The 26,471-nt window shown below is 72.2% G+C and carries 22 protein-coding genes; 9 read left to right on the plus strand and 13 right to left on the minus strand.

All coding sequences use genetic code 11. The features are described from left to right. Positions 1 to 68: 68 nt before the first annotated feature. From ACZ6YG_RS25060 to ACZ6YG_RS25070, 3 genes are all read right to left on the minus strand, one after another. Positions 69 to 713: a Panacea domain-containing protein gene (locus tag ACZ6YG_RS25060; RefSeq protein ID WP_271276295.1), complete on the minus strand. Its 645-nt coding sequence runs from the start codon at positions 711 to 713 to the stop codon at positions 69 to 71. A 192-nt stretch (positions 714 to 905) separates the two neighbouring features. Then, entirely contained in the window at positions 906 to 2,282 is a 1,377-nt protein-coding gene (locus tag ACZ6YG_RS25065; protein WP_466019346.1) for an alpha/beta fold hydrolase, read from the minus strand. A 91-nt stretch (positions 2,283 to 2,373) separates the two neighbouring features. Continuing rightward, positions 2,374 to 4,440: a S9 family peptidase gene (locus ACZ6YG_RS25070; protein WP_466019347.1), complete on the minus strand. Its 2,067-nt coding sequence runs from the start codon at positions 4,438 to 4,440 to the stop codon at positions 2,374 to 2,376. 33 nt (positions 4,441 to 4,473) lie between these two features. On the opposite strand from ACZ6YG_RS25070, the gene mshB reads away from it, so the two are divergent. Both mshB and ACZ6YG_RS25080 read left to right on the plus strand, forming a co-directional pair. Next, positions 4,474 to 5,379 (plus strand): N-acetyl-1-D-myo-inositol-2-amino-2-deoxy-alpha-D-glucopyranoside deacetylase, encoded by a 906-nt coding sequence (gene mshB, locus ACZ6YG_RS25075; RefSeq protein WP_219544006.1) that lies wholly within the window; start codon positions 4,474 to 4,476, stop codon positions 5,377 to 5,379. A gap of 11 nt (positions 5,380 to 5,390) precedes the next feature. Further along, positions 5,391 to 5,828 carry a DUF6113 family protein gene (locus tag ACZ6YG_RS25080; protein WP_397199169.1) on the plus strand — a complete coding sequence of 146 codons (438 nt, stop codon included), beginning with the start codon at positions 5,391 to 5,393 and terminating at the stop codon, positions 5,826 to 5,828. Between the two features lie 132 nt (positions 5,829 to 5,960). Here ACZ6YG_RS25080 and ACZ6YG_RS25085 read toward each other — a convergent pair whose 3' ends face one another. After that, positions 5,961 to 6,827 carry a hypothetical protein gene (locus tag ACZ6YG_RS25085; RefSeq protein ID WP_466019348.1) on the minus strand — a complete coding sequence of 289 codons (867 nt, stop codon included), beginning with the start codon at positions 6,825 to 6,827 and terminating at the stop codon, positions 5,961 to 5,963. Between the two features lie 76 nt (positions 6,828 to 6,903). Here ACZ6YG_RS25085 and ACZ6YG_RS25090 point away from each other — a divergent pair, with 76 nt between their 5' ends. Next, a complete protein-coding gene (locus ACZ6YG_RS25090) occupies positions 6,904 to 7,335 on the plus strand; it encodes a hypothetical protein (protein WP_148029233.1) in 432 nt (143 codons plus the stop codon). A gap of 30 nt (positions 7,336 to 7,365) precedes the next feature. Continuing rightward, positions 7,366 to 8,301: an MBL fold metallo-hydrolase gene (locus ACZ6YG_RS25095; protein ID WP_219544003.1), complete on the plus strand. Its 936-nt coding sequence runs from the start codon at positions 7,366 to 7,368 to the stop codon at positions 8,299 to 8,301. 4 nt (positions 8,302 to 8,305) lie between these two features. Here the strand turns inward: ACZ6YG_RS25095 and ACZ6YG_RS25100 are convergent, their stop codons facing one another. The 8 genes from ACZ6YG_RS25100 to ACZ6YG_RS25135 form a co-directional block, all read right to left on the minus strand. After that, complete coding sequence (locus ACZ6YG_RS25100; RefSeq protein ID WP_466019390.1) at positions 8,306 to 10,807, minus strand: penicillin acylase family protein; 2,502 nt, start codon at positions 10,805 to 10,807, stop codon at positions 8,306 to 8,308. 271 nt (positions 10,808 to 11,078) lie between these two features. Further along, entirely contained in the window at positions 11,079 to 12,284 is a 1,206-nt protein-coding gene (locus ACZ6YG_RS25105) for a cysteine--tRNA ligase (protein WP_466019349.1), read from the minus strand. 16 nt (positions 12,285 to 12,300) lie between these two features. Continuing rightward, a complete protein-coding gene (locus ACZ6YG_RS25110; RefSeq protein ID WP_466019350.1) occupies positions 12,301 to 14,142 on the minus strand; it encodes a sigma factor-like helix-turn-helix DNA-binding protein in 1,842 nt (613 codons plus the stop codon). Positions 14,143 to 14,189: 47 nt separating this feature from the next. Then, positions 14,190 to 16,010: a UvrD-helicase domain-containing protein gene (locus ACZ6YG_RS25115; protein ID WP_466019351.1), complete on the minus strand. Its 1,821-nt coding sequence runs from the start codon at positions 16,008 to 16,010 to the stop codon at positions 14,190 to 14,192. Between the two features lie 4 nt (positions 16,011 to 16,014). Then, positions 16,015 to 18,783, minus strand: a complete 2,769-nt coding sequence (locus ACZ6YG_RS25120) for an MSCRAMM family adhesin (protein ID WP_466019352.1) — start codon at positions 18,781 to 18,783, stop codon at positions 16,015 to 16,017. A 136-nt stretch (positions 18,784 to 18,919) separates the two neighbouring features. Beyond that, complete coding sequence (locus ACZ6YG_RS25125; protein ID WP_219543998.1) at positions 18,920 to 19,696, minus strand: class I SAM-dependent methyltransferase; 777 nt, start codon at positions 19,694 to 19,696, stop codon at positions 18,920 to 18,922. 101 nt (positions 19,697 to 19,797) lie between these two features. Continuing rightward, positions 19,798 to 20,859 carry an ABC transporter substrate-binding protein gene (locus ACZ6YG_RS25130; protein WP_466019353.1) on the minus strand — a complete coding sequence of 354 codons (1,062 nt, stop codon included), beginning with the start codon at positions 20,857 to 20,859 and terminating at the stop codon, positions 19,798 to 19,800. A 17-nt stretch (positions 20,860 to 20,876) separates the two neighbouring features. Beyond that, positions 20,877 to 21,107 (minus strand): putative acetyltransferase, encoded by a 231-nt coding sequence (locus tag ACZ6YG_RS25135; protein WP_466019354.1) that lies wholly within the window; start codon positions 21,105 to 21,107, stop codon positions 20,877 to 20,879. A 105-nt stretch (positions 21,108 to 21,212) separates the two neighbouring features. Between ACZ6YG_RS25135 and fdxA the strand changes: the two genes are divergently transcribed. The 3 genes from fdxA to ACZ6YG_RS25150 all read left to right on the plus strand — a co-directional run bounded on the left by fdxA (position 21,213) and on the right by ACZ6YG_RS25150 (position 23,510). Then, entirely contained in the window at positions 21,213 to 21,533 is a 321-nt protein-coding gene (gene fdxA / locus ACZ6YG_RS25140; protein WP_148029241.1) for a ferredoxin, read from the plus strand. Positions 21,534 to 21,651: 118 nt separating this feature from the next. Beyond that, complete coding sequence (gene dapC / locus ACZ6YG_RS25145; RefSeq protein ID WP_219543997.1) at positions 21,652 to 22,722, plus strand: succinyldiaminopimelate transaminase; 1,071 nt, start codon at positions 21,652 to 21,654, stop codon at positions 22,720 to 22,722. Positions 22,723 to 22,841: 119 nt separating this feature from the next. Beyond that, entirely contained in the window at positions 22,842 to 23,510 is a 669-nt protein-coding gene (locus ACZ6YG_RS25150) for a DUF4178 domain-containing protein (protein WP_148029243.1), read from the plus strand. Here ACZ6YG_RS25150 and ACZ6YG_RS25155 read toward each other — a convergent pair whose 3' ends face one another. Beyond that, positions 23,511 to 24,419: a hypothetical protein gene (locus tag ACZ6YG_RS25155; protein WP_271276307.1), complete on the minus strand. Its 909-nt coding sequence runs from the start codon at positions 24,417 to 24,419 to the stop codon at positions 23,511 to 23,513. It abuts the gene before it with no gap. Between ACZ6YG_RS25155 and ACZ6YG_RS25160 the strand changes: the two genes are divergently transcribed. Both ACZ6YG_RS25160 and dapE read left to right on the plus strand, forming a co-directional pair. Beyond that, positions 24,412 to 25,242, plus strand: coding sequence for a 2,3,4,5-tetrahydropyridine-2,6-dicarboxylate N-succinyltransferase (locus ACZ6YG_RS25160; RefSeq protein WP_372452409.1), 831 nt, complete (start codon positions 24,412 to 24,414; stop codon positions 25,240 to 25,242). The genes ACZ6YG_RS25155 and ACZ6YG_RS25160 overlap by 8 nt on opposite strands. Then, positions 25,242 to 26,309 carry a succinyl-diaminopimelate desuccinylase gene (dapE, locus tag ACZ6YG_RS25165; protein ID WP_466019355.1) on the plus strand — a complete coding sequence of 356 codons (1,068 nt, stop codon included), beginning with the start codon at positions 25,242 to 25,244 and terminating at the stop codon, positions 26,307 to 26,309. The genes ACZ6YG_RS25160 and dapE overlap by 1 nt, the downstream gene beginning before the upstream one ends. The last annotated feature ends 162 nt before the right edge of the window (positions 26,310 to 26,471 follow it).

A 26,471-nucleotide genomic window follows, 5' to 3' on the forward strand; every position in this document is an offset into this window, starting at 1 on the left:
CTCAGGGATGAGACGGAGAGTCTTATCGCTGACGAGGTAGACGCCTCCGGCCACGTAGGGAGCCGGCACTATTCCTCCAGTAGGTGCCGGGTCGCCTCTGCGCGGGGTTCGGCGAGATCTTGGCTCTCTTCGAGGAGGTCCTCGACGCCGCCGGGTTCGTCGCCGGGTAGGGGATGGTCCTTGGCCCACTGGCGTAGGCGAGCCAGGCCCGATCCCAGATCGGGTAGTGGCGGTCCGCCGGCCAGATCGAGGCGCGCTTCCCGTCTGTGCTGCTTGACGGCCTCCTGCATGGGAGGCGTCTGGTAGGTGAGGTCGCGGAGTTGACCTGCGGACCATCGCCCGTAGTCGGACAGCACGCCGTCGACGATCCGGGCGAACTCCGCGTCGATGGCCAGCTGCGGTGCGTCCACCAGGTGAACGACGCTCTCACGGTTGCCGCCGAACGGGTCGGCGCTCTCTTCCACCAGGATGACGCCCGCCTCGCGCAGATCGCGCTCCACTTCGCCGAGACGAAGACTGTGGGGGCCGTAGTGACGCCAGCGCCACTCCACACCAGAGCCCGGAGGGAGGCCGCGCTCGACGGCACGGAGGTCGGCCAGGTAGAGAAGCTTGGCCAGCTTGGTGCGGTTGACGCGCATGCCGTTGGTCCGTGCGGCCGCCAGGAGATAGGCGATGGCCGCCGCGGGGCCGCGGAGAGGCGAAGGAACCGACACGATCCCCAGTGTAGGCACTGGCCACGTCACAGTCCGTGCCTCCTCGTTCAGCCTGCTATAGAAATCTTGTTCGATTATGAGCATGCCGGATCCTGTGGATAGAAGTCGGCCGTTGGTCAGAGTCAAGGCCCCAGGTCTCGATCGCCGTCTGGCGGTGAGCCGCGGTTGACGGTTGCGCCCATGGGCCCTCCGTCAGCACTTCGCGGGAGCCGGGGGCAGGGTCTTGTCGGTGAGGTAGCGGTCGATGTGGGTGCGGGCGCAGGGGTTGGAGGTGTAGAGGGTGTGGCCGGGGCCGTCGTGGGTGATGGTGACGCTGCCCGGGACCGTGCTCATGGCTCGGGTGACCGCGTCGGACTCGCCCCAGGCGCCGGCGCCCAGGAGGGGTGGGAGGGTCTTGGGAAGTGGGGCGGGCGGGTTGGTGACGGGGACGGGCCAGCCGACGCAGGCCAGGCCCGCGGTGGCCATGGTGTTGGCGGCGCCCGCGTTGGGGGCGGCCTTGCGCAGGCGGGCGGTCATGGCGTCGAGGGCGGACCGGCTCGTGGGGCGCGGCCAGTCGGTGCACTCTGTGACCCCGGTGGCCTGGTCGGGGTAGCGGGCGCCGCGGGCGGGGAGGAAGGCCGAGGCGTCGCCGCCGTGGGCCCTGCGGATCGCCGCGGCCAGGCCCGGCCAGGCGGCGCGGCCCTGGCGAGCCGAGGAGACGGCGAACGAGCGCAGATCGCGGCCCGTGTAGGCGACGCCGTCGGCGGCGCGGACCGGCTCGCGGTCGGCCCCGGCGACCAATGAGCGCCACTTGCGGGGGACGTCGCGGCAGCCGCCGGTGGCGCACCAGTCGAAGAAACGGGTCAGCGACCGCTCGTTGCTCCTGGCCATCGCCTCCACCTCCTTGCCCCAGTCGGCCGGGCTGTGGTTCCACGTGCCGTCGAGGACCATGGTGCGGACCTGGCCGGGGAAGAGGCGGGCGTAGGCCTGGCCGTAGAAGCCGGCGTAGGAGGCGCCGTAGTAGTTGAGCCCGCCGTCGCCGAGCGCCTTCCTGATCGCCTCCATGTCACGGGCGTGGTCGGCGGAGCTCATGTTGGCGAACAGCTCGGGGTCCTTGTGGCGGCACGCCTCGGCGAGACCGCGGTTGGTGTCGGACAGGCGCCCCCACTCGGCGTCGTCGCGCGGCGCGGCCGGGATGGGGACGCGGGTCCAGACGCACGGCAGGCCCGTGCTCCGGCCGCGGAACTGCTCGCCGTAACCGCGGGTGTCCCACACCACGACGTGCATCCGCTTGCGCAGCCCGGCCCAGGTGTCGACGATCGGCTCGGTGTAGGCGATGCCGGGGGCGCCGGGGCCGCCGTAGGCGACGAGCGCGGAGCCCTCGGCCCGGCCGGTGGCCTTGAGCCGGCCGAGCTTGAGCGTGATTTGCCGCCCCTCGGGCTTGGACCAGTCGACCGGCACCCGCAGGTCGGCGCACTCCATGCCGATCTTGTCGCCGGGGCACGCGGCCCAGTCGAGTGAGGCCGTCTCCTGTGCGGGCGCGCCTCCCGAGAAAACCAGCGTCAGGGCCATCGCGATTGACTTCAGCATGCCGATCACGATGGCCGAACGCCCCGCCCTGCCACATCGGACCACGGTCTGGTTTCAGGAGGGCCGAATCAGACCGTGGTCTGTCATCCCGCTACAGGTGCAGCGACTTCTTCAGGAAGTCGACCTGGAGCAGCAGCAGGTTCTCCGCCACGATCTCCTGCGGCGTCATGTGGGTGACGCCGGACAACGGCAGCACGGTGTGCGGCCGGCCCGCCGCCAGCAGCGCCGACGACAGGCGCAGCGTGTGGGCCGCCACCACGTTGTCGTCGGCCAGCCCGTGGATGAGCAGCAGCGGCCGCTCCAGCTTGGCCGCGTCGCCGAACAGCGACGACGTGTCGTACACCTCAGGCTGCTCGTCGGGATGCCCGAGGTAGCGCTCCGTGTAGCAGGTGTCGTACAGCCGCCAGTCGGTCACCGGCGCCCCCGCCACCGCCGCGTGGAACACGTCGGGCCTGCGCAGCACCGCGAGCGCCGCCAGGAAGCCGCCGAACGACCATCCGCGGATCGCCACCTTCTCCAGGTCGAGGTCGTCGGGATACTGCTCGGCGACCCCATGAAGAGCGTCGACCTGGTCCTCCAGCGCGGGCGTGGCCAGGTCGCCGAGCACCTCCCGCTCGAACGCGGGCCCGCGCCCCGGGGTGCCCCGCCCGTCGGCCACGACCACGGCGAACCCCTGCTCGGCGAACCACTGGCTCTCCAGGTAGCCGCCGCGCCTGTTGAGCACCCGCTGGGCGTGCGGGCCCCCGTACGGATCCATGAGGACCGGCAGCCGCCGCGAGCCCGGCTCGTGCCAGGAGGGCAGCACTACGGCGGTCGCCAGCTCGCGACGGCCGGAACGGCCGAGTGAGACGCGCAGGTCGAGACCGGGACGCTCGGCGTAGGAGGGGATCGGGACGGCCACGCCGTCGCGGCGCACGACGGTGGTGGAGACGCCCTCGGTGTCGAGGTTCTGCTCGGTGAGCACGCCGACGCCGCCCGCCATCCGGCCGGTGAACACGCCCGACCGGGTGGAGACCGGCAGCAGCGAGTGGCCGTCCCAGGTCCACAGCTGGATCTCGGTCGGGTCGCCGCTGGCGCTGAACAGCACGCTGTCGTGGTCGACGTCGAGCACCGCGCGCACCTGCAAGGTGGGCGGGGTGACGGGGCGGTCGCCGACGAACAGCCGGTGGCCCCCGTCGGCGGCGGCCACCCAGACCAGCGAGCCGTCGTCGAGGTGGGCGGGCACGCCGGAGACGACGTCGACCCAGGCCGGGTCGGTGTCCTCGCGCACGAGGGTGGACTTCCCGGTCTCCGGGTCGACCGAGAGCAGCCGCATCGTCTTCTGGTCGCGGGAGAGCGTCACGATCGACAGCGCGTGGGAGTCCCACGCCGCCGTCGCGAGGTATTCGTGCTCGTACGGGACCGCGACCCTGGACCCGTCGAGCCCCAGCACGAACAGCTCGGTCACGGCGTTGGGCGTGCCGGCGGCGGGATAGCGCTGGACGGCCGGGGGCCGGCCGGGGTTGGCCGGGTCGGCGATGTGCCAGGTGTGGACCGGCGCCTCGTCGGCCCGCTCCACCAGGAGGGCGTCGCCGGAAGGCGACCACCAGTGGCCGCGCATGCGGCTCATCTCCTCGGCGGCGATGAACTCCGCCAGACCGTACGTGACGGTCTCCGACTCGGGGGTGGCGAGCACGCGGTCGTCGCCGGTGGACAGGTCGTGGACGTGCAGGGCGCCGCCGGTGACGTAGGCGACCCGGCGGCCGTCGGGGGAGAGCCGGGGGTCGATGACCGCGCCCGCCGTCTCCAGCCGCCGGGTGCGCGCGGCGGCCAGGTCGGTCACGTAGAGGCCGCCGGACAGCGCGAACGCCGCCGTGGCGGCCTCCGCGTCGGTCGAGTAGGACACCACGCCGCCGGCCTGCTCGCGGCTGCGCTCGCGCCGGGCGCGCTCCTCCGGCGGCAGGTCCTCGTCGCCGGAGTCGAGCGAGCGCGGATCGACGACCAGCCGCTCCACGTGAGTCTCGGTGTCGAGCTCCCACAGACACGTCACAGGGTCGGTGCCCGACTTGGTGCGCAGGAACAGCACCCGCGCGCCGTCAGGGGAGATGGTGAAGCCCCTGGGCACTCCCAGGGTGAAGCGGCGGGTCCTGGCCGACAGGCGCGGGAAGCTCTCACTCATGGGCCCAATCCTGCCAGTTGTTACGCTCGGAGCATGATTGACCGACGGCTGCTGCTCGTGCACGCCCATCCCGACGACGAGTCGATCGGGACCGGCGCCACGATGGCCCGCTACGTCGCCGAGGGCGCCCACGTCACGCTCGTCACCTGCACGCTGGGCGAGGAGGGGGAGATCATCCCCGTGGAGCTCTCGCACCTGGCGTCCGAGGAGGACGACGTGCTCGGCGACCACCGGATCGGTGAGCTGGCCGCCGCCTGCGAGGCGCTCGGCGTCGAGGACCACCGCTTCCTGGGCGGCCCAGGGCGCTGGCGCGACTCCGGGATGATGGGGGTCGCCACCAACGACAGGCCCGACGCGTTCTGGCGGGCCGACCTCGACGAGGCGGCGGGCGAGCTGGTCGCGGTCATCCGCGAGGTGCGGCCCCAGGTGCTCGTCACGTACGACGAGAACGGGCATTACGGTCACCCGGACCACATCCAGGCCCACCGCGTCTCCCGGCGGGCGTTCGAGCTGGCGGCCGACCCGGGATTCGGCGAGGGCGAGCCGTGGCGGATCGCGAAGTTCTACCACACGGCCACGCCGAGGTCGGTGCTGGCGCGGTCCAACGAGGCGCTGCTGGAGGCGGGCGCCCCGTTCACCGTCGCGAGCGTGGACGACATGCCGTTCGGCGACCCCGACGGGGTCGTCACCACGGAGATCGACGCCCGGCCCTGGCTCGGCCACAAGGCGGCGGCCATGCGCGCGCACCACACGCAGATCACGGTGTCCGAGCCGTGGTTCGCGCTCTCCAACCACGTCGGTCAGGAAATCCGGGGAGTCGAGCACTTCGTGCTGGCCATCGGGGAGCGCGGGCCCGCCGTGCCCGGTCCTCCGGTCGAGGCAGGAGGGCTCGGCGAGCCGTACGAGCGGGAGAACGATCTGTTCGCCGGCATCCACTAACCTCGACCGACATGGAGCAACGCAGCCAGGTCGAGTCGGCGCTGGGGGGAGCCGCCTACGGCATGCTCTTCGTGCTGGGCGTCGTCATGGGCGTGGTGGGCGGGTTCACCCACAGCGCGTGGCCGGGTCTCCCGGTCGTCTCCGCGGTGCTCTGGCTGGTGCTGATCTTCGGTGTCTCCCTGGGTGCGGGCAGGCTGATGGGCGGGCGCGCGGCCGCCGCCGTCACGTCGGCCGGGTGGGTGCTGGTGTCGTCGGCGTTCTCGCTCAGACTGGGCGCGGGGGATCTGGTGATCGCCGGGGACGCGTCGGGGCACGTGTACCTCTACGGCGGGATGGTGGCCGCGGTCGCGGCATTTCTGATGTTGCCCTCGTCGGGGGGATCGTGGCTGTTGCGCGGATATCCGGAAGAGGGCTCGGCTCCGCCGGGTAAAGTGCAGCAGGGCCGATGAAAGCGCTGCTTAATAGCGCGACAGGCATGTGAATGATCTGTCGCCGCGCGCTATATGAAATTCACTGGATATAGCAATATGTTTCTCCCGGCCCGGCGGCTGAAGGGAGGCCGCCGGGCCGGGGAAACGTGATCACTGCGCCGGTGGCGTCACGGTCTCCGTCGGGGGCGGGGTGTCCGTGGGCACATCGGTCGGGGTGTCGGTCGGCGTGTCGGTCGGGGTGTCGGTCGGAGTGTCAGTCGGCAGGTCGGTGGGAACCTCCGTCGGGATCTCGGTCGGCTCCGGACATGTCGGGATCTCGGTCGGGCTGATAGTCGGATCCACCGTCGGGTCGACGGTCGGGGAGATGGTGGGATCCAGGGGCGGGTCGACCGTCGGGTCGACGGTGGGATCGACGGTCGGGTCCACTGTCGGGTCGACGGTGGGATCAACCGTCGGGTCCACTGTCGGGTCGACGGTGGGATCGACCGTCGCTGTAGGCGTCAACGTGGGCGTTTCCGTCGGAGGCGCGGGCTGACAGGTGAACGTGACCGTCGCCGTGGCCGTCTCGGTGACCGTTTCCGTGACCGTCACCGGGGGCTCCGTGACCGTGACCGTGGGGCCGGGGAGCGGCCACATCCTGATCCTCGGCTTGCCGCGCAGCCAGTAGTCGCCGCGGCCGAGCCGCTTGGCGGCCTCGCCCGTGCCCGAGGCCACCGTGAGCCCGACACGCACCGTACGGCAGGACTTGCGCTTGCAGACCCGCTGCCTGACGCTGAACTTGGCCGCGGTCTCGTACGTGACGGCGACGTCCAGATAGGTCACGCCGTCTCTCTCGACGATCTCGGTCTTCGCCACGTACGCCCCCGGGGCGGTGGTGGCGGGTAACGCCGCCGCGGCGGCGGCTGGGGAGTCGGCGACGCGTAAGGGGACGGTGGCTGATGTCTGGGTGATCGCGATTCCGCCGGCTCCGGCCAGTGCCGCGGAAGCCAGCAGCGCGCCCAGGATGGTGAATCTCATAAATCCTGCTCTTCTAGGAGATTTCAGGACTCAGATCATTATTCCGATTTGTCAAGATTGGTCAAGACTGAGACGCATGGACAGGCGATATCGGTTCCGCCGAGTCATCAATTTTCTTAATCTCACCACTCCACTCGGCCTGCTCATCGCCGCGATCGGCGGCGCGACCAGGCGATCCGGCCCGGACGGGCTCGTGCTCGCCTGCGGCTACCGCTTCCGCTTCCCCATCGCCGGGGCGTTCACGGTGGGGAACGTCGTGATCACCAGACGTGATGGTCTTGACGAGACCCTGATCGGTCACGAGAGCAGGCACGCCACCCAGTGGGCCTGGTGCGCCGGTCTGCCCATGCTCCCGCTGTACCTGCTGGCGATGCTGGTCTCGGTGATCGTCTGCGGCGACCAGGCGTCGTACAACCCCTTCGAACGGCTCGCCGGTCTGGACGAGGGCGGCTACCGGCGGGCGCAGCCCCGCTGGCGCGGACGCGCAGGTGAGCCTCCACGCGCGTGACTGATCCATTACGCGGGGCAGGGGATCTCCATGACGCAGATCATCCGTGCTCCGAAGAGACCCGAGAGCTATCGTGACCGCCTCACCGACACCCCGTCGGGGCTGCGGGAGGTGCTCAGCATCGCCTGGCACACCGCCTTCCCCCCTGACTTGAGCGAGGCCGCCCGCATCCCCGTGGCGGGCGGCGAACTGCCCCCGGTCGCGCGGGGGGAGACGTCCGTGACGTGGGTCGGGCACGCGACCTACCTGCTCCGGACGGGCGGACTGTCGATCCTCACCGACCCGGTGTGGTCACGGCGCATCCCCGGGGTGCGGGCCCGCGTGAGCATGCCCGGCCTGGACTGGGAGGACCTGCCGCCGATCGACGCCGTGGTCATCAGCCACGACCACTACGACCACCTGGACTGGCCCACCGTGCGCCGGTTGCCCAGGACGACGCCGATGCTCGTGCCTGCCGGGCTCGCGAAGTGGTTCACCGATCGCGGCTTCACCGAGGTGATCGAGCTGGACTGGTGGGAGTCGGCCACCGTCGGCGGCGTGAGCTTCGAGTTCGTGCCCGCCCACCACTGGAGCAGGCGCACGCTCTTCGACTTCTGCAAGACGCTGTGGGGCGGGTGGGTGATCGGCGGGTCGGTGTACTTCGCCGGCGACACCGGTTACGGCGAGCGGCTCGCCCAGATCGGCGCCCGCCACCCCGGCCTGGATCTGGCCTTGATGCCGGTCGGCGCCTACCAGCCGCCGTGGGCGATGGAGCCGGCCCACGTCGACCCGCCGCAGGCCGTACGGGCCTTCCTGGACGTGGGCGCGCACCGGATGGCCACCATGCACTGGGGCACGTTCGTGCTGTCCGGTGAGCCGCTGCTGCGGCCCCTGGAGTGGATCCGCGAGGAGTGGGCCGCCCACGGCCTGCCCCGCGAGTGTCTGTGGGACCTGGCCGTGGGCGAGTCGCGCGCCTTCGCCACCTGAACGGTCAGGGGCGGAGCCGGAGCGTGTGCACGGCGGCCTTGGTCACCGAGCCCGCGTCCGAGCGCATCGGCAGCATCTCGCCCCTGGCCCACAGCTCCGCCTGGTCCCAGTAGTTCTCGTGGAAGGCGTGCCCCGACGCGCCCGTCAGGTTGATCCACCGCGACTCGTCCAGGTCACCCAGGTCCACGACCATGCGCATGGACGGCACCGTCGTGACCGCGTACCCCTCCAGCACGTTCCAGCCGGTGGCGTTCACCGCGTCCTTGCCGCCCGCCGAGGCCAGCGGCCCCCGGTTGAACAGCGCCTCGATCGGCGCGATCCCCGAGGTGCCGAGCGAGCCGTGGGTGAGCTTCAGCCCGTGCAGGTCGCCCCAGCGCCACGCCTTCACGTCGTCGCCGAGCAGGTCCGACAGCTCCTGGAAGGCCGAGGCCATGGCCTGGCGCAGGATGTCGTCGCGCCGCTCGGTGATCCCCTCGGTGCGGGTGTCGTCCCAGTACGGGTCGTCGGGGTCGCGCAGGAGCCCGGCGACGACCTCGTACCAGCGGTCGCCCCCGTTCGGCCTGGCGCCCTCCGGCAGCTCGTCGTGGAAGGTCAGCTCCAGCAGGTGCCGCCAGACCGCGTTGAAGTACGCCGCGGCGGCCGATCCCGCGTCCTGGGCGCCGTCCCAGCCGTCGAGCAGCCCGCGGGCCTCCTTGGCGGGCCCGGCCAGGTCCACGGCCATCAGCGAGGGCACCAGGGTCCCGGCGAACAGGTTGCGGTCGTCCCGCTGGACGCGCGCCATCGTCGCGGCGTCCACCTGGCCCTTGCCGATCTCCTCGCGCAGCAGGTCGAGGATGCGCTGCGAGCGGTATCCGTACGACCAGTCCTCCGTCAGGTGCGGCCGGTAGCGCCGGGGGTCGATGACGGCGTTGTTGGCCGTGACAACGAACCCCTCCGCCGGGTTGCGCACCGACGGGAGCTGGTCGTACGGGATGGGCGCGGTGTTCCAGTCGTACTCGCCGGTCCAGCCGGGCACGGGCACGGTGCCGTCGCCCGACTTGCGCACGGGGATGCGGCCGGGCGCCTGGTAGCCGATGGTGCCCGAGGTGTCGGCGTAGACCAGGTTCTGCGCGGGCACCTCGAAGAGCGCGGCCGCCGCCCGGAACTCGTGCCAGTCGCCCGCCTGGTTCAGCTCGAAGATCGCGTCGACGGTGCGGCCGGGCATGAGAGCGGTCCACGACAGGGCCACCGCGTTGGCCTCGCCGCTCGGTTCCACCGCGCCCATGACCTCGTTGACCAGCGGCCCGTGCAGGGTGCTGCGGACGGTGATGGTGACCGGGGCGCCGCCCGCCACCTCGATCCGTTCCTGACGGGTCTCCAGCGGGACCTGCTCGCCCTGGTAGAGGTACGTGTCGCCGTCGACCTTCTCCAGGAACAGGTCGGCCACGTCGGGACCCAGGTTGGTGAACCCCCAGGCGATCTTGTCGGTGTGCCCGATGATCACGCCGGGGACGCCCGAGAACGAGAACCCGGTCACGTCGTACGGGCACGCCTCGCTCGGCACGCGGCAGTGCAGGCCCACCTGGTACCAGACCGAGGGCAACTGCGCCGACAGGTGCGGGTCGTTGGCCAGGAGCGGCTTGCCGCTCTTCGTGTGCTCGCCGGAGACCACCCACGAGTTGGAGCCGATGCCCTCCCGGTCCGTCGCGCCGATCGTGCTGGGCACCGCGTCGAGCGCCCGCGCCGCCTGGGCGAGGGCCCGCGCGCCGGTCCGCGTGTCCTGCCGGGTGCGAGGCTCGGCGGTCTGGTCGAAGCGCTCCCGGTCGATCGTGCCCCGGGTGACGATCGGCTCGTGCTCGTCGTACGGATAGCCGGGGTAGAGCTGGGCCACCCGCTCCGGCGGCAGCGCGGTGAGCGCCAGGGCGCGGTCGATCTCGTCCTCGAGGTTGGAGCGGAGGTCCCAGGCCATGGCCTTGAGCCAGGCCACGGAGTCGAGCGGGGTCCACGGCTCAGGGTCGTATGCGCCGTTCTGCGCCTTGAGAATCGAGTATTCGAGACTGCGGTCGGAGGCGTTGGGGTTGGCGGCGGTCCAGGAGTTCACACCCTTGGCGTAGGAGTCGAGGAAGCGCCTGGTGCGCTCGGTCAGCTCGGGCAGCTCCTGCTCGGCCACCTTGCGCCAGCCCATGGTCCTGATGGCCTTGTCGCTGTCGAGGGTCGTCGCGCCGAACAGCTCGGAGAGCCTGCCGGCGGTCACGTGGCGGCGGAAGTCCATCTCCCAGTAGCGGTCCTGGGCGTGCACGAAGCCCTGGGCCATGAAGAGGTCTTCGGCGGTGTCGGCGTAGATGTGCGGGATTCCGTATTTATCACGATAAATCTCCACATTCCCGGTTAAGCCGGGGAGCCGCACCGTACCCTCCACCTGCGGGAACGACTGCCGCACGGTGACCACGAGCACCGCCGCGAGCACCAGCGCGATCGCCAGGAGAACGGTAACCACCCGCGCGAACCACCGCAGCGGCCCCGGCATCCACGCGTACGGCCTCAACCTCACGAAAACCTCCATACTCCCCGGGCTGGCACCCAGTTTGGCAGCCCCCGCCGACTCCTCTCGCCGCCGTCACACCGCGTTTTCCTCCACGCACCGGGAGGTACCTCGCAACCCAGATGCAACCCGAGATCTGCCTATCGTTTCGCTTGGCGCGCTACCGTCCACACCCCCGCACCAGGACGGCGCCATCCCGGGCGGACGGCTCCTGCCATGCCGTCCGCCCGACCTCACACCGCGACGGGCCGCCCGCTCAGGGCCGGGGCTTGCCGATGTCGGCGGGCAGGTCGAGAGCCAGGACGTGGTCCAGGTGCAGGAACGACTCGAACTTCGCGCCCGGCGGCACCGCGTCGTCGCGCTCCAGCTCCTCCAGGACACGCAGCGCGGCAGGGGTGTCGAGGTCGTCGTCCAGCGCGGACTCGGCCCTTTGGACGTACGCGGCGGCCATCGGCGCGCTCGGCGACTCCGACCATTCGGCCACCCGGGCGCGCAGGCGTCGCAGGGTGCCGTCGGCGGCGCGCAGGACGTCCCAGGTGAGGTCCAGCGGGCCGCGGTAGTGGTGCCGCAGGAACGCCAACCGCACCGCCAGCGGGTCGAGCCCGGCCTCCGCCACTTCGGCCAGCTCCCGCGGCCCGTCGCCGGGCGTCACCCCGTCGGGACCGGGCGCACTGCCGCTCGGCGCCAGCCCTGCGCTGTGCGCCCAGCGGCGGACCACCTCGTGCCCGGCCGCCGCGTCCGACTGGGCGCGCATGGCCTCGTGGTGCGGGAAGATCAGCTCGGTGCCGCCGGTCTGGATGTCGACCCGGTCGCCCAGCCGCCGCGACGACATCGCCGAGCAAGCGACGTGCGGGCCGGGCACTCCGCGCCCCCACGGCGAGTCCCAGGCCGCCTCGCCGTCCGCGGGCCGCCACAGCGCCCAGTCGGCCGGGCGCCGCCGCTCCGGCCCGTCGTGGGGGAATCCATCCCCGCCGTCGTGCGGGGACCGCTCCCCGTCGTGGGGGAATCCATCCCCGCCGTTCGGGTCCTTCTCCCCGGACAGCTCGCCGTACGAGGGAGAGCCGGCGGAGTCGAAGAACACCCAGCCGCCGTCGGCCGCGTACGCGTGACCGCGCTCGACCAGCGCGGCGACCAGCTCGACCACCTCGCCGGCGTGCTCGGCGGCGCGCGGGGACAGCTCGGGCGAGCGCAGGTTGAGCGCCGCCGCGTCGCGGGCGGAGGCCTCCTCGTACGCCCGAGCGCTCTCCACCGGGCAGCCCACGTCGTCGACGCCCAGGCAGACCACCATGCGCACCCGATGCCGTTCCAGGACCCGGCGGATCAGATCGGACAGCAGCGCCGGGCGCAGGTCGCCGAGGTTCGCCCGGCGGTGGACGGGCGGCGCGCAGGCGTACATCCGCAGCCCCCGGGCGGGCGCGATCTCCTCGACCTGCCCGGTCAGCGTGTCGTAGATCCGCAGCATGCCTCGACCCTAGCCGTCATCTCCCCAGGAAGCCGAGGATGTCGCGGTCACCCCGCTCGCGCAGCCGGGCGAGGACCTCCTCGCGGGTGGCGGTCTCGGGCAGCCCCACCCGCGCGCCGATCAGCCGCAGCCCTTCCAGCTCGGAGTTCACCGGCGCGGTGTAGCCGATGAGGTAGAGGGCCCGGTTCAGCGCGGGCATCCCGGGAGGGGCGGCCGGCAGGTAGCGGGTGAGCAGCTCGCCGCCGTCGGAGACGGTGAGGAACACGTGGTCGCCCTCGCTCGCCTTGAAGTCGGCGAGTACGTTGCGTATCGAGCCCATCGTCGGCTGGTTGTGCCAGCTGATGACCACGTCGCCGGAGGACGTCGAGGCGGTGAGCGACCCGCCAGGCGCCATGCCCAGGTGCGCGGCGAACCCGGTCGGCAGCGGCGAGCCGGAGCCGCGCAGGTGCTCGGCGTTCACGTCCACCCGGTGCCACCAGCGCCCGTCGCGGCTGCGGAAGCTGCGCCGGGTCTCCGAGACGTCCTTGCGCGGCTGGTAAGCGCCCGCCTCCCCGGAGGGCGAGGTGCCCGCCACCCGGATCCAGCCGCGCTGGCTGCGCTCGAACCCGGGACCGCCCGAGTAGGCGCGCACCGAGCTCTCGCTGACGTCGTAGCGGGAGGTCAGGTTGGCCACGATCGTGCTGACCGGGGCCTCGCCGCCGGCCCGCTCGATCTCCCTGACGATCATCTCCCGGATGCCCAGGTACTGGTCGCCGCCCCAGCGGGTCAGGCCGTACTTGTTCCTGTCGAGCCGCAGGAACCGGTCGTCGGCGGTGAGCTGGTTGCGGATGCCGACGAGGCTGTAGTCCTCGCCGATGCGTTCCTGGATCTCCTCCGGGGACATCGGCTTCCCGGAGACGGCCAGCACCGCCTCCGCCTTGTCGTTGATGCTGCGCGGCCACGGCACCACGTGCCCGTCGAGCAGCCGCAGCTGGGGCACGGCGAGTATCCACCGCTCGGCCACGTCCTCGCGGACGCCGAGCTGGGTCACCATGGTCACCGCCTCGGCGAGCGGGTGCGGCCCGTCGGCGAACAGCTGGCGGGTCTTCTCCCGCAGGTCGTCGGCGCCGCCCGCGATCAGCCAGCCGTCGGTCTGCTCGTAGCCCGTCAGCAGCGTGCGCACGAACCGCCAGGCCGGGATGCCCAGCGTGCGCAGCTCGGCGCGGTGCCACGGCACGGCCGCCGTCAGGTCGTCGGCGGGCGCGGCCGAGCCGAGCCGGCCGCGCAGCCACGTGACGTGCGCGACCAGCGCCGCCGCCTCCGGCCCCGCGAGCCACAGCTCCACGTGGTCGCGCAGGTCGCGCTCGATCTGCCGGATCCGCTCCCTGGTCACCGAGAAGCGCTGGGCCAGCTCGTCCAGGGTGGCCCGGTCGGCCGCGTACAGCCGGTCGCGGGCGATGGCCCGCTGCCGCTCGTCCAGCGCCGCGAACAGGGCGTCGACCAGCTCAGGCAGCGGCTTGTCCTGCTGGACGGGCGCGGCGACCGCTGCCGCGGGTTCGAGCAGCCGGTCGAGCACGCCGCCGAACAGCTTCTGCACCACGTCCTTGCCGAGCGTCTCGGGTGTCCGCTCGGCCTCGGCGGGGTCGGAGAAGCGCAGCAGCGGCAGGATGTCGCCCAGCACCAGATGCCCCCAGAAGGCCACGGCGAGGTCGGCGAGGCGGCCCGCCACGACCTGCGTGCCCACGATGGCGCACGCCCGGTCGAGCGGGATCGCCTGCCACCATGCCTCGGGCAGCTGTGGCTCCTCCGCGATCGGTGCGATCTGGCCAGGTGCGGTCCAGCGCAGTGGTGGCGCGATGTCGCTCAGACTGAGGTTCATTGGGGTCCAACCGGCAACGATAGATATCCGCAGTTCAGACTATGTGATCAGAAGGACAGAAAAGGGCTACCTCTTCCGGAATGCGAAATGTAGAGCATCGTCCGGGCCCGGGTGCACGCCACGAACAGCATGCTCCGTTCCCGCTGGAGCGCGCGGGCCCGGGCGCCCGGATCGTCGGGAGGGCGCTCCGGCACGACCCCCTCGGCCACGCCGATGAGCGCCACCCTGTCGAACTCCAGCCCCTTGAGGTTGGCGAACGTCGACACCCGTACCGGAACGTCCCGCAACACCCGCTTGGCGGCCCGTACCAGCCCCTGGTTGCGCGCCCCGACCGCGATCCGGTCGGCGGGCACGCCCTCGTCGAGCCAGTCGGCGACGGTGCGCTCCAGGCCGGCCAGCTCCGCCTCCTCGCTCTCGTACGCGCGGACCACCGGCCGCGGCCCGAACCGCCCCGACCGGAACCCGTACAGCGCCGACATGCCCTTGACCAGCCCGTCGGCGGGCCCGCCGCCGCGCAGCCGGACCGCGAACGTCAGCAGCTCCTGCGGCAGCCGGTGCGAGACCTTGAGCGTGTACTGGACGGCCGGGATGCCGACGGCGCCGAGCGCGACCCGCGTGTCGGTGACGCGCTGGTGCGGGTCGCCGACGATGAACAGGTCGTCCGCCGCGCGCGGCGCCGCCGCCCGCAGCAGCCGCCACTGCGCGGGGCTGACGTCCTGCGCCTCGTCCACCACGATGTGCCGGTACGGTTTGCGCCCGGGTTCGACGTCGTCGAGCAGATCTCCCGTGGTCCTCGACAGCAGCCGGAGCGCCTCGTCGATCAGCTCGTCCATGGTCCGCGCGCCCGGCCCGACCAGCGCCGGGCGGCGGCCCTCCACCTGGGCCACGATGCGCATCGCCAGCCGCTCCGGGTTGTCCACCTCGATGCGCTTGCGCATCGGCTCGTCCTGGACGAGCTGGTCCAGCCGGCCGGTCAGCTCGTCGCAGAGCCCCTGGGAGAACGTCACCAGCAGCACCGGCCCGCTGCCGTGCGCGGCCAGGTGAGCGGCGCGGCGCAGCGCGAGCACCGTCTTGCCGGTCCCGGCCCCGCCCACCACCAGCACCGGATGGTCGTAACGGGCCCTGGACAGCCGGTGCTGCGGCGGATGCGGGAACACGCACCACTCGGGCGCCGTCAGCAGCCGGTCCAGCTCCGTCTTGTCGGCGGCGAACGCGGCCCGGTCAGGGCTGCGCAGCAGCGCCTGGTGGAGGTCCTCGGCGTCGACCGGCTCCTCGGGGTCCTCGTCGAAGGCGCGGCAGCCGTCCAGCTCCCGCCACGCCTCGGCCAGCGTGCCGCCCCTGGCCAGCACCGCCAGCGGAACGTACTGGGTGGGCGGCAGCAGCGGCTCGAGCGCGGCCACGTCCGCCTCGGTGGTGATGAGCCGGACCAGCGGCAGCGCGTGCACGTCGATGCCGAGGGCCAGCAGGTCGCCGTCGCAGATCGGGTCGAACAGCCTCGCGACGCCCGCCGACCGGCGTAACGCGGGCTCGACCCGCTCCAGCGCCTCGGCGTCCCACTCCTCGACCACGCCGAGCACCGGGTTGATCCCGTACCGGTGCCGTGCGGCGTACGACCAGGCCTCGGGGTCGGGCAGCACGGTGCGCAGCCAGTAGACGTCCCGCCGGCGCACCACCACCCCCCGGCGCCCCCCGGCGAGCCGGAGAGTCGCCACCCGGGGGTCCCTGGCGCCCCTGACCGACTCGGGATGCGGGGCGCCCGACACGTTCAGCAGGAACCGCCGCAGCGCGACCACGGCGTCTCGGCGCACCGGCTGTGCCAGTGCGCCGAGTTCCCTGGGAACCTCAGGGCCGATCGCGAGCCGCGGCACCGCATCAGTCCAGGAGTTGGAGAAGGTCGCGGTCCCCGCGCTCGCGGAGCCTGGTGAGCAGGTCCGGCAGCTTCACCGGGCCCGTCATGCCGATCCTCGTCGCGATCACCCGCGCCGCCTGGTCGCGGGTGCCGCCCGGGGCCGTGTAGCCGACCAGGCGGAGCGCCTTGGTGATCTTCTCCGCGCCGGCCGCGGCGACCGGCAGGTGCCGGGCCCGGAGCACGCCCTCGTCCGACAGCGTGAGGAACAGGTGACCGCCCTCCTTCGCGCCGACGTCCGCCAGCAGCCTGTCGATCGACTCCAGCACCGGCCGGCCGTGCCACGTCATGGTCAGCTCGCCCGCGGCGCTCCTGGCCGCCTTGCTCTCGCCCGGCGAGAGCCCCAGGTACGCGGCGAACCCGGTCGGCAGCGGGCACTCGCCCCCGCTCAGCTGCTCGGCCGTCACGTCCACGCGCAGCCACCACCGGCCGTCGGGCTGGCGGAAGCAGCGCCTGGTCTGGGAGACGTCCTTCAGCGGCTGGTACGGCTTGCCGGCCGCGCCGTTCTCCTCGCTCTGCACCGGCACCGCCGGGGCGAACGCCTGGAACTGCGACGGCACCGGATCGGGCGGCATGAACCCGGGCGGCAGCCCCGTCGGGGCCGGCTTCTGGACCGGCTTCGGTACTGGTTTCGGGGCTGGCTTGGGGGCGAAGGCGGGGGGCGGCGGCTCGGGCAGCTTGCCGTACGGCGCGCTGAACGCCGACGGCGACGCCGGCGAGCGCTGCGGCAGCGGCCGGTCGGGCAGCGTGGCGAGCACGAACTGCCAGGCGGGCACCTCCAGTGCCTTGATCTCCTTGCCGTGCCAGTCGGCGGCCTTGATCAGGCGCTCCTTGGGAGCGGACGGGCCGATCTTCTCCCGCAGCTCCTCCAGGTGCGCCCGGTACGGGGCGGCCTCGTCGCTGGCCAGCCACTCGTCGAGCATGGCGCGCAGCCGGTCCTCGGTGGCGGTGATCTCGGCGGGGGCCACGGCGAACAGCTTGGCGAGCTGGTCCACGGCCGACGGCTGGTCGGTGAACACCCGGTTCTGGGCGACCGCCCAGCTCTTGTCGTCAAGATGGGCGAACGCGGCCTCTATGAGCTGCGGCAGATCCGAGTCTTCCTCCGGAGCCCCAGGGGCGGCCTCCACCGGTTCCCCACCGGCCTCCTCCTGCCGCCCATCCGAGCCCTGCACAGCGAAGAACCCCGGCGCGACGCCCTCCTCAGCCGCATCCTCCCGGCGGCCTTCCGGCGTCTCCGCCCCACCGGAGTCGCCACCTTCCTCGGCAGCCTCGGGCCGCTCGTCGTCGGCGGTGTCACCGTCCTGAAGATCGGCGCCAACAGGAGCAAGCTCGCGCCCCGCCACACCCTCTTCACCGGAGCCGCGCTCATCGGAGACGCGCCCCTCGACGGAGTCGCGCCCTTCGTCGGAGCCGAGGTCCGTGCGAGCCGCCTGCTCCGGGTCGGAGCCGAGGTCCGTGCGAGCCGCCTGCTCCGGGTCGGAGCCGAGGTCCGTGCGAGCCGCCTGCTCTTCGTCGGGGCTGAGGTTCGCGTTAGGCGCTCGGCCCTCGTCGGGCGCGAGGTCCGCGCCAGGCGCTCGGTCCTTGTCGGAGGCGAGGCCCGGACGAGGAGCCCCGTCCTCGTCGAGGGCGCGGCCCTCGCGAGGCGCTCGGGGCTCCTGTGCGGGGTCGCCCTGGAGGTCCTCTTCGGGGGTTTCCGTCCCGTCGGGGGCGTCGCCGTCTATGGAGGCGAGCTCCTTGTGGGACGTGGGGACCTGCGCCGCCTCGGGATGCTCTTCGTCGGCGGTGTCGCCGTCTACGGAGGCGAGCTCCTTGTGGGACGTGGGGACCTGTGCCGCCTCGGGTCGCTCGTCATCGGCGGTGTCGCCGTCCGTACGGGCCGCGTCGGCGCCAGCCCGGTCCGCGAGGTCGTGCTCTTCGCTGGAGGCGCGGTCCTCGTCGGGGCTGAGCCCCGCGCGAGGCGCCCGGTCCTCCTCGGAAGCGCGGTCCTTGCCGGAGTCCTCTTCTGGGATGCGGTCCCCGCGAGGCGTCCGGTCCTCGTCGCGGCTGAGGGCCGCGTGAGGCGCATGGTCCCGCTCGGGGGCGAGGTCCGAGCGAGGCGTCCGGTCCTCGTCAAGGGCGAGGTCCCCGTGAGGCGTTCGGTCCTTTTGCGCGGGGTCACCCTGGAGGTCGTTTTCGGCCGCGTCGTCGACGGGGGTGAGTTCCCTGGGGGTGGCGCTGCCCGGGAGGGGCGCGGGTTCGTCCACCGGCTGTTCGGCGAGGAGGGACGCGGGTTCCCCGGCGGACTCGCGCACGAGCGGCCGGGCGGCCCCCTCGCCCAGGGCGGCGCCGGAGGACGGCGACAGACGCACCAGGGCGGCGGAGAACAGCGCCGTCAGCACCGGCCGGGCCTGGACGAAGGGCTGGTCCCTCAGCTCCCGGCTGGTGAGCGCCAGCAGCCCGGGCCACGACCCGGCCCGGTCGAGCGCGATCGCCACGTGCGGCTCGTCGGCCTCGTCCGGGTCGAGCATGTGCAGCGCCGGCAGCACGTCACCCACGGCGGCCGCGGGCCAGTGCTCGATGGCGATCTCGGTGAGCAGCTCACCTAGCGACTCGGGCCCGATGGCCGCGAGCACCCGCGGCATGGGCAGGCTGCGCCACCAGGCGTCCGGCAGCCCCGGCTGCCCGGTGAGCAGCGTGATCGTGGACGTGTCGCTCCACCTCAACGGTGGTACGAGGTCGCTCAGGCAGAAATTCATCCCGTTCCGTTCACCAGCCCCTCACGCCGCCGTGCCGTCGCGGGCCATGCGACGCCGTGTCGCGGTGCCATCATCGCGCCACCCACTGAAGAGACCATAGTCCGGCAAAACAGCCCTACGCATCCTGCACTACGCATCAGCGCCGAACGGCGGCAAACCGTAGGCGCACGTAGTCGGCCATCCAGCCGGACTCCCGGCGCAGCGCGGGCGCCGCGAGCTCGTTCACCCGCCGGAGCAGGGGATCGACGAGGCCGGGAGCCAGCCCGTCGAGCGCCGAGGACGCGAACATCCTCACCCAGTCGGCGGCCCCTCCAGGGCACTCCTCCAGCGGCGTCGGCCGGTCGAAGTACTCCAGCAGCCGCACGACGAAACCCTCGGACTCCAGCCGCCGGGCGTACTCGGCGGGGGAGGGGAAGTACCACGGCAGCTCGGGCTCGCGCAGCCCGTGCTCGCGCCAGGCGGTCAGCATCGCCGTGGTCAGCTCGGCGCAGTTGCCGGCCCCGCCCATCTCGGCGACGAACCGCCCCCCGGGCAGCAGCGCCTCCCGCACGCTGGCGATCACGGCGTCGGGGTCGCGGCTCATCCAGTGCAGCGCGGCGTTGGAGAAGACGGCGTCGTACGGGCGGGCCACGGTGAAGTCGTGCGCGTCGCCGACGATGAAGTTCATGCCCGGATACTGGGCGAGCGCCTTCTCGATCATGGCGGAGGACCCGTCGATCCCCAGCACCTCGGCGCCGCGGAAGGCGATCTGGGCGGTCAGCACGCCGGTGCCGCAGCCGAGGTCAAGGACGCGCTCACCCGGCTGCGGGTCGAGCAGGTCCACCAGCGGCGCGCCCTGGGTGGAGACGTAGCCGAAGCTGCTGTCGTAGGCGCGACTGTTCCACCGCTCCAGGCCCGGTGTGTCATATCGCAAGACGATCAGCTCTCAATCGTGAGACATCGGGCCCCCGTGGCCGTAGTGTCGGTTCACTTTAGAGCCAGTTTGTCGCAGCGACATACCTGATCACACCGGTATCACCCCGTGCTTTTTGCCCACTGTTTCTTCACGTAGGTCTTCCCGGCGTCGGTCTGCGGGATCGTCAGCAGCACGGGCGGCCCGGGAGCCTTCGGCAGCTTGCTCGCCTGCTCGGTGTCGAGCGTGCCGCGCATGAGCATCGCCTCGCCCCGCGCCGGTCGCGTCCACCCCTTCTGGAACAGGTTCTGGCCCTGGTCGGAGAAGAGGAACTCCTGCCACAGCCGGGCGGCGGCGGGGTGCGGCGCGGCCTTGTCGATCGCCTGCACGTGGAAGGCGCCGAGCGGGGCGTCCCTCGGGATCACCACCTTCCAGGCGGCCGAGTCACGGGCCTCGCGGGCGGCGTTGACGTGGTCCCAGGTCACGACGGTGTTGGCGGAGGCCGGACTGGTGAGCTGCCCGGCCTGCTTGAGCCTGGCGAACAGCGCCACCCCCTGCTGCGGCTGCGGCGAGCCGGCCCGCAGGGAGGCAGCCATCACGCCGGAGAACGCCGCCTGGGAGCGCAGCGGGTCGCCGTCGAGCGCCACCTTGTACCCGGGCTTGGCCAGATCGGCGAAGGAGGCGGGTGCGGGCACCGCGCGGGGGTCGTACCCGATGGACATGTAGCCGCCGTAGGCGGCGTACCAGGCGCCGGCCGGATCCTTGACGTGGTCGGGCACGTCGAGCCAGCCCTGCACCTTGTACGGCGCGAACCGCCCGCCGGCGCCCACCGCCTCCTCCAGGGTGAGGTCGAACACGTCGGGCTTGAGCTTGGCGGCGGTGTCGAGCGCCCGGCGGCTGCTGGCCCCCGGTTCGAGCTGCTTGACCTCGATGTCGTACTCCTCGGCGAAGGCGTCGATGATCTCGCCGTAGTTCGCCCAGTCGCGGGGGAGCCCGACGACGGTGAGCGTGCCCTCCTTCTGGGCCGCCTGGACCAGCCGTTCCATGGTGCCGAAGCCCTCTTTGAGCGAGGCGGCATGGACGTTGACGGGAGGCCCGGAGCCGGGCTGCTCAGCGGACGGCGACGCGCCGCATCCGGCGCTGGCGAGGATGGCGGCTACGGCGGCGCAGGTACGTACGGTCACACAATGAATACTTACCGTTACTTCCGTCCAGGTCGAGGAGGCGCGGCCGGAACCACCCTGCCCGCGACCAGCGTCTCCTCCGGGATCTCCACGAGAGTGCCGTCGCGCTTGCGGACGCGCAGCACTCCGCCCTCCCACGATTCGAGCATGCCGACGGCGTCTCTGAACCCTTCCGGGACCCGCCTGCGCGTGGTGACGCGCGCTCCGACGTCGGATGCTGAGATAGTGATCACGAGGCGAGCGGCCACGAGTTTGCCACCCTCCGTTTCAGTCGCCTGGCAGGCACGGCAATACTAGGGCGTAGCAAACCGCGGTCAGAGTCATGCCATGGTGCGGAGAAGAAGGAGCTCGAGGTGACCTACGTCATCGCGCAGCCTTGCGTGGACGTCCTGGACAAGGCGTGCATCGAGGAGTGCCCCGTCGATTGCATCTACGAGGGCGAGCGCATGCTTTACATCCACCCCGACGAGTGCGTCGACTGCGGAGCGTGCGAGCCTGTGTGCCCGGTCGAGGCGATTTTCTACGAGGACGACCTTCCCGAGCAGTGGAAGGACTTCTACAAGGCCAACGTGGACTTCTTCGAGGACCTCGGATCGCCCGGTGGCGCGTCCAAGGTCGGCAAGATCGAAAAGGACCACCCGGTCGTGGCGGCGCTCCCGCCGCAGAGCGAGTAACCGGAGCGGCCCGCGCGCGGGCCGCTCACACGGCGGGGCGGCAGGCCGTTGCCGCACGCGCCGCGTGCCCGCCGTGCGGGTGCGCGGTCCCAGCCCGTACGTATGAGCCTGGAGAACCGTGAACAAGCTGCCTGACTTCCCCTGGGACCGGCTGGAGCCGTACAAGGAGCGCGCCCGCGCGCACCCCGGCGGCATCGTCGACCTCTCGGTCGGCACTCCCGTGGACCCGGTGCCGGGGCTCGTCCAGGAAGCGCTGTCCCGGGCGGCCGACAGCCCCGGCTACCCCTTCACCCACGGGACCCAGGCGCTGCGGCAGGCGGCCGCGGGCTGGCTGGCGCGCAGGCACGGCGTACGGGTCGACCAGCGCGACGTGCTGCCGGTGATCGGCTCCAAGGAGTTCGTCGCCTGGCTGCCGACCTATCTCGGCGCCAAGCGGGTGGTCTTCCCCGAGCTGGCCTATCCCACCTACGACGTGGGGGCCAGGCTGGCGGGGGCCGCGGGCACGGCCGCCGACGGGCTGCTCGCGCTCGGCCCGCAGCAGGCCGACCTCGTCTGGGTCAACTCGCCGGGCAACCCGACCGGCAAGGTGCTCCCCGTGGAGCACCTCCGCAAGGTGGTGGCCTGGGCGCGCGAGCGCGGCGCGATCGTCGCCTCCGACGAGTGCTACATCGAGCTCGGCTGGGAGGAGCGTCCGGTGTCGATCCTGCACCCGGACGTGTGCGAGGGGTCCCACGAGGGCCTGCTCGCCGTCCACTCGCTGTCGAAGCGGTCCAACATGGCCGGATACCGCACCGGTTTCGTCACCGGCGACCCCGCGCTGATCAAGCGCCTGCTGGAGATCCGCAAGCACGCCGGCATGCTGATGCCCGAGCCCGCGCAGGCGGCGATGACCGCCGCGCTGGGCGACGACCGCCACGCCGACGAGCAGCGCGAGCGCTACGCCGCGCGCCGCGCCCTGCTGCGTCCGGCGCTGGAACGGGCCGGCTGGCGCGTCGACCACTCCGAGGCCGGGCTCTACCTGTGGGCGTCCGACGGCCGGAACTGCTGGGATCAGGTCGGCAAGCTTTCCGAAACCGGCATTCTGGTCGCGCCCGGTGAGTTCTACGGACCGGCAGGTGGGCGGCACATCCGGGTCGCGCTCACGGCCACTGATGAACGCATCGATGCGGCAGTGCGCCGCCTCCAGTAGGATCGCCCCTCAAACGCCCCTCCCGTCGTCGGAAGGGGCGAGCCGGATAAACAGCAACACAAGTAGATACCGGGCGTTCGCCGAGGCGAACCGCGAGTGGAGCGAGCCGTACGATGAGCATGACCTCCATGGTCGTTCTCGGGCTGAGCATCGCCACCGTCCTCCTCCTGCTTGGGGCGTTCCTGGCCACCCTGCGCCAGGACAGGAAGGACCGCACGGCGGTCGAGCAGCCGGTCGAGGTCGCTCCCGCCGAGCCCCCGCTACCTGCGCCGGTCGCGGCGGCCGGGCATGCCGGCATCGACTACACCGACCCGCGCACGCTCAGGGTCGGCGACAAGATCGAGGTTCTCGGGTCGCCGGTGCGCGTGCTCGGCGCCCTGTACGTGTCGTGGCAGGGCCAGCAGTGGGTCGAGTACCGCCTGCGCGACGGCGCCCGCCGCGTCCAGTGGCTGACGGTCGAGATGCGCAAGGGCCAGACCCCCGACCAGCCGCCGCACCTGGAGGTGCTGCTCTGGACCGACGTGCCCACCCAGGGCATGGTCCCGGCGCGGAGCAGCCTGATCATGGATGACGTCGAGTTCCACCCGCTGGAGCGGGGCACCGCCGCCTTCCGGTCGGAGGGCAGCACGAGCAAGCCCGACAGGGGGCTGCTCGACTTCGCCGACTACCGGTCGACCGACGGGCGGCTGCTGTCGTTCGAGCGGGTGCAGGGCCAGGCGTGGACGGCAGCGTACGCGCAGCCGCTGCCGCCCGGCTCGATCGGCATCATCAGCCGCGCCTCCTCCTAGTCAGGCCAGCTCGACCTTCCGGCTGCCGGACGCGCTGCCGTCGACCCAGCCTTCCACCCGCGTGTCGTTGGACCAGCGGGCGCCGGCGTACTCCACCCGGCTCAGCCCGTACTTCTGCGCGTGCGCCACCGACCAGGCGGCGATCAGCCAGCCGCGCTTGCTGCCGGTGACGGTGGTGCTGCCGAGCGCCCGCTTGAGCTGGCGGCGGGCCTGGGCCGTCTTGGGCCGGGGCGCGGCGGCCTGCTCGGCGCCCGCCTTGCCGCCGCTCGCCTGCGCATCGCCGGCCTGGCCCGTCTCCGGCGGATACCAGCAGTGGACGGCGCGCGGGACGCGCCCGGTGAACGCCGCCGCGAGGATCTCGGCCTCCTCCTGGTGGGGGCCGTAGGCGTAGCCGGCCGCCGAGCGCTGCACCTCCTGGGCGGCCTCCGCGACCGGCATCTTGCGGTAGCCCTTGACCTTGACCAGGGCGGCGAAGAAGCGTTCGGTCGCGTAGACGGGGTCCATGATCTGTTTCTTGGTGCCCCACCCCTGCGACTCGCGCTGCTGGAACACGCCGACCGAGTCGCGGTCGCCGTAGTCGAGGTTGTAGAGCTTGGACTCCTGCAGCGCCGTCGCGTACGCGATCACCACGGCCCGCTCCGGCAGCTTGCGCCGGGCGGCCACGGCCGCGATGGTGGCCGCGATCCGGGCCTGCTCGATGTCCATCTCCCGATCGCCGCCGGGGGTGCGCACGACGCAGTGGGCCTCGGGGACGGCCAGGGGCTTGGGCGCCCGCTTGAGCAACTGGTAGACGCCGAAGGAGATGCCCACCGCGAGGATCAGCACGATCGCCGCGATGGTGATGACTCCCCGTGAGAAGCGCAGGTGCACGCTGTAGAACCTACCCGGCGGGATAGGCTCCGTGGCCATGACCGAAGTGAGCACCCTGTCACCGGCGATCGACCGGTTGTGGGCGCGGCGCGCCGAGCTGTCACCGGCCGACGCGGAGGCTCGCGCCGCGGTGGTGGCCGCCGTGGACCTGCTCGACCGGGGGCAGGCGCGGGTGGCGTGGCCGTCGGGTGACGAGGTGGTCGTGGACGAGCGGGCCAGGCGGGCGATCCTGCTGGCGTTCAAGGTGCTCGGCATGGCCAGGTCGCAGGTGGGCGACTTCCACCACCACGACAGGGTGCCGCTGAAGACCTCCTTCGACGGGGTCAGGGTGGTGCCGGGCGCGATCGTCCGCTGGGGCGCCTATCTGGCGCCGGGCGTGGTGCTGATGCCGTCGTTCGTCAACACCGGCGCCTACGTCGGGCCGGGCACCATGGTCGACACCTGGGCCACGGTCGGCTCGTGCGCCCAGATCGGCGCCGACGTCCACCTGTCCGGCGGGGTCGGCATCGGCGGCGTGCTGGAGCCGCCGAACGCGGCGCCGGTGGTGGTGGAGGACGGCGCGCTGATCGGCAGCCGGGCGATGATCGTGGAGGGCGCCCGGGTGGGCCGCGGCGCCGTCGTCGGCGCCGGCACGATCCTGTCGGCGTCCATGCCCGTCGTCGACGTCCAGACCGGCGAGGAGCTGGCCCGCGGCCGCGTCCCCGACTGGTGCGTGGCGGTGGGCGGCACCCGCCAGAAGGAGTACCCCGGCGGGACGTTCGGGCTGCCCTGCGTCCTGGTGCTCAAGCGCCTGGAGCCGGGGCGGCGCCACGACAAGGCAGCGCTCAACGAGGTGCTGCGCGAACACGGAGTGAACACCTGATGCTTGACCTGACGCAGGACGTCCGCACGCTGACGGCGGCCGTCGTCGACATCGAGTCCGTGAGCGGCGCGGAGGAGCACCTCGCCGGGCTGGTCGAGCGGGCGCTGACCGGGCTGCCGCACCTGAAGGTCGACAGGTCGGGCAACACCGTCGTGGCCCGCACCACGCTGGGCCGGGCCGAGCGGGTGGTGATCGCCGGTCACCTCGACACGGTGCCCGTCGCCGGCAACCTGCCCAGCCGGGTCGAGGACGGCCTGCTCTACGGCTGCGGCACCTCCGACATGAAGGCCGGGGTGGCCGTCGCGCTGAAGCTGGCGGCCACGGTGCCCGACCCGGTGCGCGACGTCACGTACGTCTTCTACGACTGCGAGGAGATCGAGGCCGCGCGCAACGGGCTCACCCGGGTCGCCCGCGAGCACCCCGGCTGGCTGGCGGCCGACTTCGCCGTGCTGATGGAGCCGACCGACGGCGTCATCGAGGGCGGCTGCCAGGGCACGCTGCGCGCCGAGATCCGGGTCACCGGCAAGCGCGCCCACAGCGCCAGGTCGTGGTTCGGGGTCAACGCCGTCCACGGCATCGAGCCGGTGCTCGCTAGGCTGAACGCCTACGAGGCGCGGCGGCCGGTGGTCGACGGGCTGGAGTACCACGAAGGGCTGAACGCGGTCGGCGTGCGCGGCGGCGTCGCCGGCAACGTCATCCCCGACGAGTGCGTGGTCACCGTCAACTACCGCTTCGCCCCCGACCTGACGGTCGAGCGGGCGCGGGCGCACGTGCGCGAGGTGTTCGACGCGTACGAGGTCGCGTTCGTGGACGCGGCGCCCGGGGCGCGGCCTGGCCTGACCCATCCGGTGGCCGCCGCCTTCACCGCCGCCGTCGGCGGCACGCCGCGGGCCAAGCTGGGCTGGACCGACGTGGCGCGCTTCTCCGACCTGGGCGTCCCGGCCGTCAACTACGGCCCCGGCGACCCCAATCTGGCACACCAGCAGGGCGAGTACGTGACGCTGGAGAAGATCGTGGAGGGCGAGCGGGCGATGCGCGCCTGGCTCACCGGGGGCCGGAAACAGTGAAAGTGGCTCTCCTCGCCGGCCATTTGACGGGGAGAGCCACTTTCAGTCCCGAGCAGCACCCTCGCCGGTTAGACGCAGGGGTCGCGAAATCTGGTTCCAGGTTTCCCGGGAAGTTTTTCAAGATTCTTCCGGCGGCCTTCCTGGCGGCATCCCGGCCCCGTC

It is taken from the genome of Nonomuraea sp. NPDC054003 (genome assembly GCF_055585125.1).

Coding starts and splice junctions, on each gene's coding strand:
- ACZ6YG_RS25065 (WP_466019346.1), bottom strand. CDS start 2,282: ATGCTGAAGTCAATCGCGATGGCCCTGACGCTGGTTTTCTCGGGAGGC.
- ACZ6YG_RS25070 (WP_466019347.1), bottom strand. CDS start 4,440: ATGAGTGAGAGCTTCCCGCGCCTGTCGGCCAGGACCCGCCGCTTCACC.
- mshB (WP_219544006.1), top strand. CDS start 4,474: ATGATTGACCGACGGCTGCTGCTCGTGCACGCCCATCCCGACGACGAG.
- ACZ6YG_RS25080 (WP_397199169.1), top strand. CDS start 5,391: ATGGAGCAACGCAGCCAGGTCGAGTCGGCGCTGGGGGGAGCCGCCTAC.
- ACZ6YG_RS25085 (WP_466019348.1), bottom strand. CDS start 6,827: ATGAGATTCACCATCCTGGGCGCGCTGCTGGCTTCCGCGGCACTGGCC.
- ACZ6YG_RS25090 (WP_148029233.1), top strand. CDS start 6,904: ATGGACAGGCGATATCGGTTCCGCCGAGTCATCAATTTTCTTAATCTC.
- ACZ6YG_RS25095 (WP_219544003.1), top strand. CDS start 7,366: ATGACGCAGATCATCCGTGCTCCGAAGAGACCCGAGAGCTATCGTGAC.
- ACZ6YG_RS25100 (WP_466019390.1), bottom strand. CDS start 10,807: ATGCCGGGGCCGCTGCGGTGGTTCGCGCGGGTGGTTACCGTTCTCCTG.
- ACZ6YG_RS25105 (WP_466019349.1), bottom strand. CDS start 12,284: ATGCTGCGGATCTACGACACGCTGACCGGGCAGGTCGAGGAGATCGCG.
- ACZ6YG_RS25110 (WP_466019350.1), bottom strand. CDS start 14,142: ATGAACCTCAGTCTGAGCGACATCGCGCCACCACTGCGCTGGACCGCA.
- ACZ6YG_RS25120 (WP_466019352.1), bottom strand. CDS start 18,783: ATGAATTTCTGCCTGAGCGACCTCGTACCACCGTTGAGGTGGAGCGAC.
- ACZ6YG_RS25150 (WP_148029243.1), top strand. CDS start 22,842: ATGACCTCCATGGTCGTTCTCGGGCTGAGCATCGCCACCGTCCTCCTC.
- ACZ6YG_RS25155 (WP_271276307.1), bottom strand. CDS start 24,419: ATGGCCACGGAGCCTATCCCGCCGGGTAGGTTCTACAGCGTGCACCTG.
- dapE (WP_466019355.1), top strand. CDS start 25,242: ATGCTTGACCTGACGCAGGACGTCCGCACGCTGACGGCGGCCGTCGTC.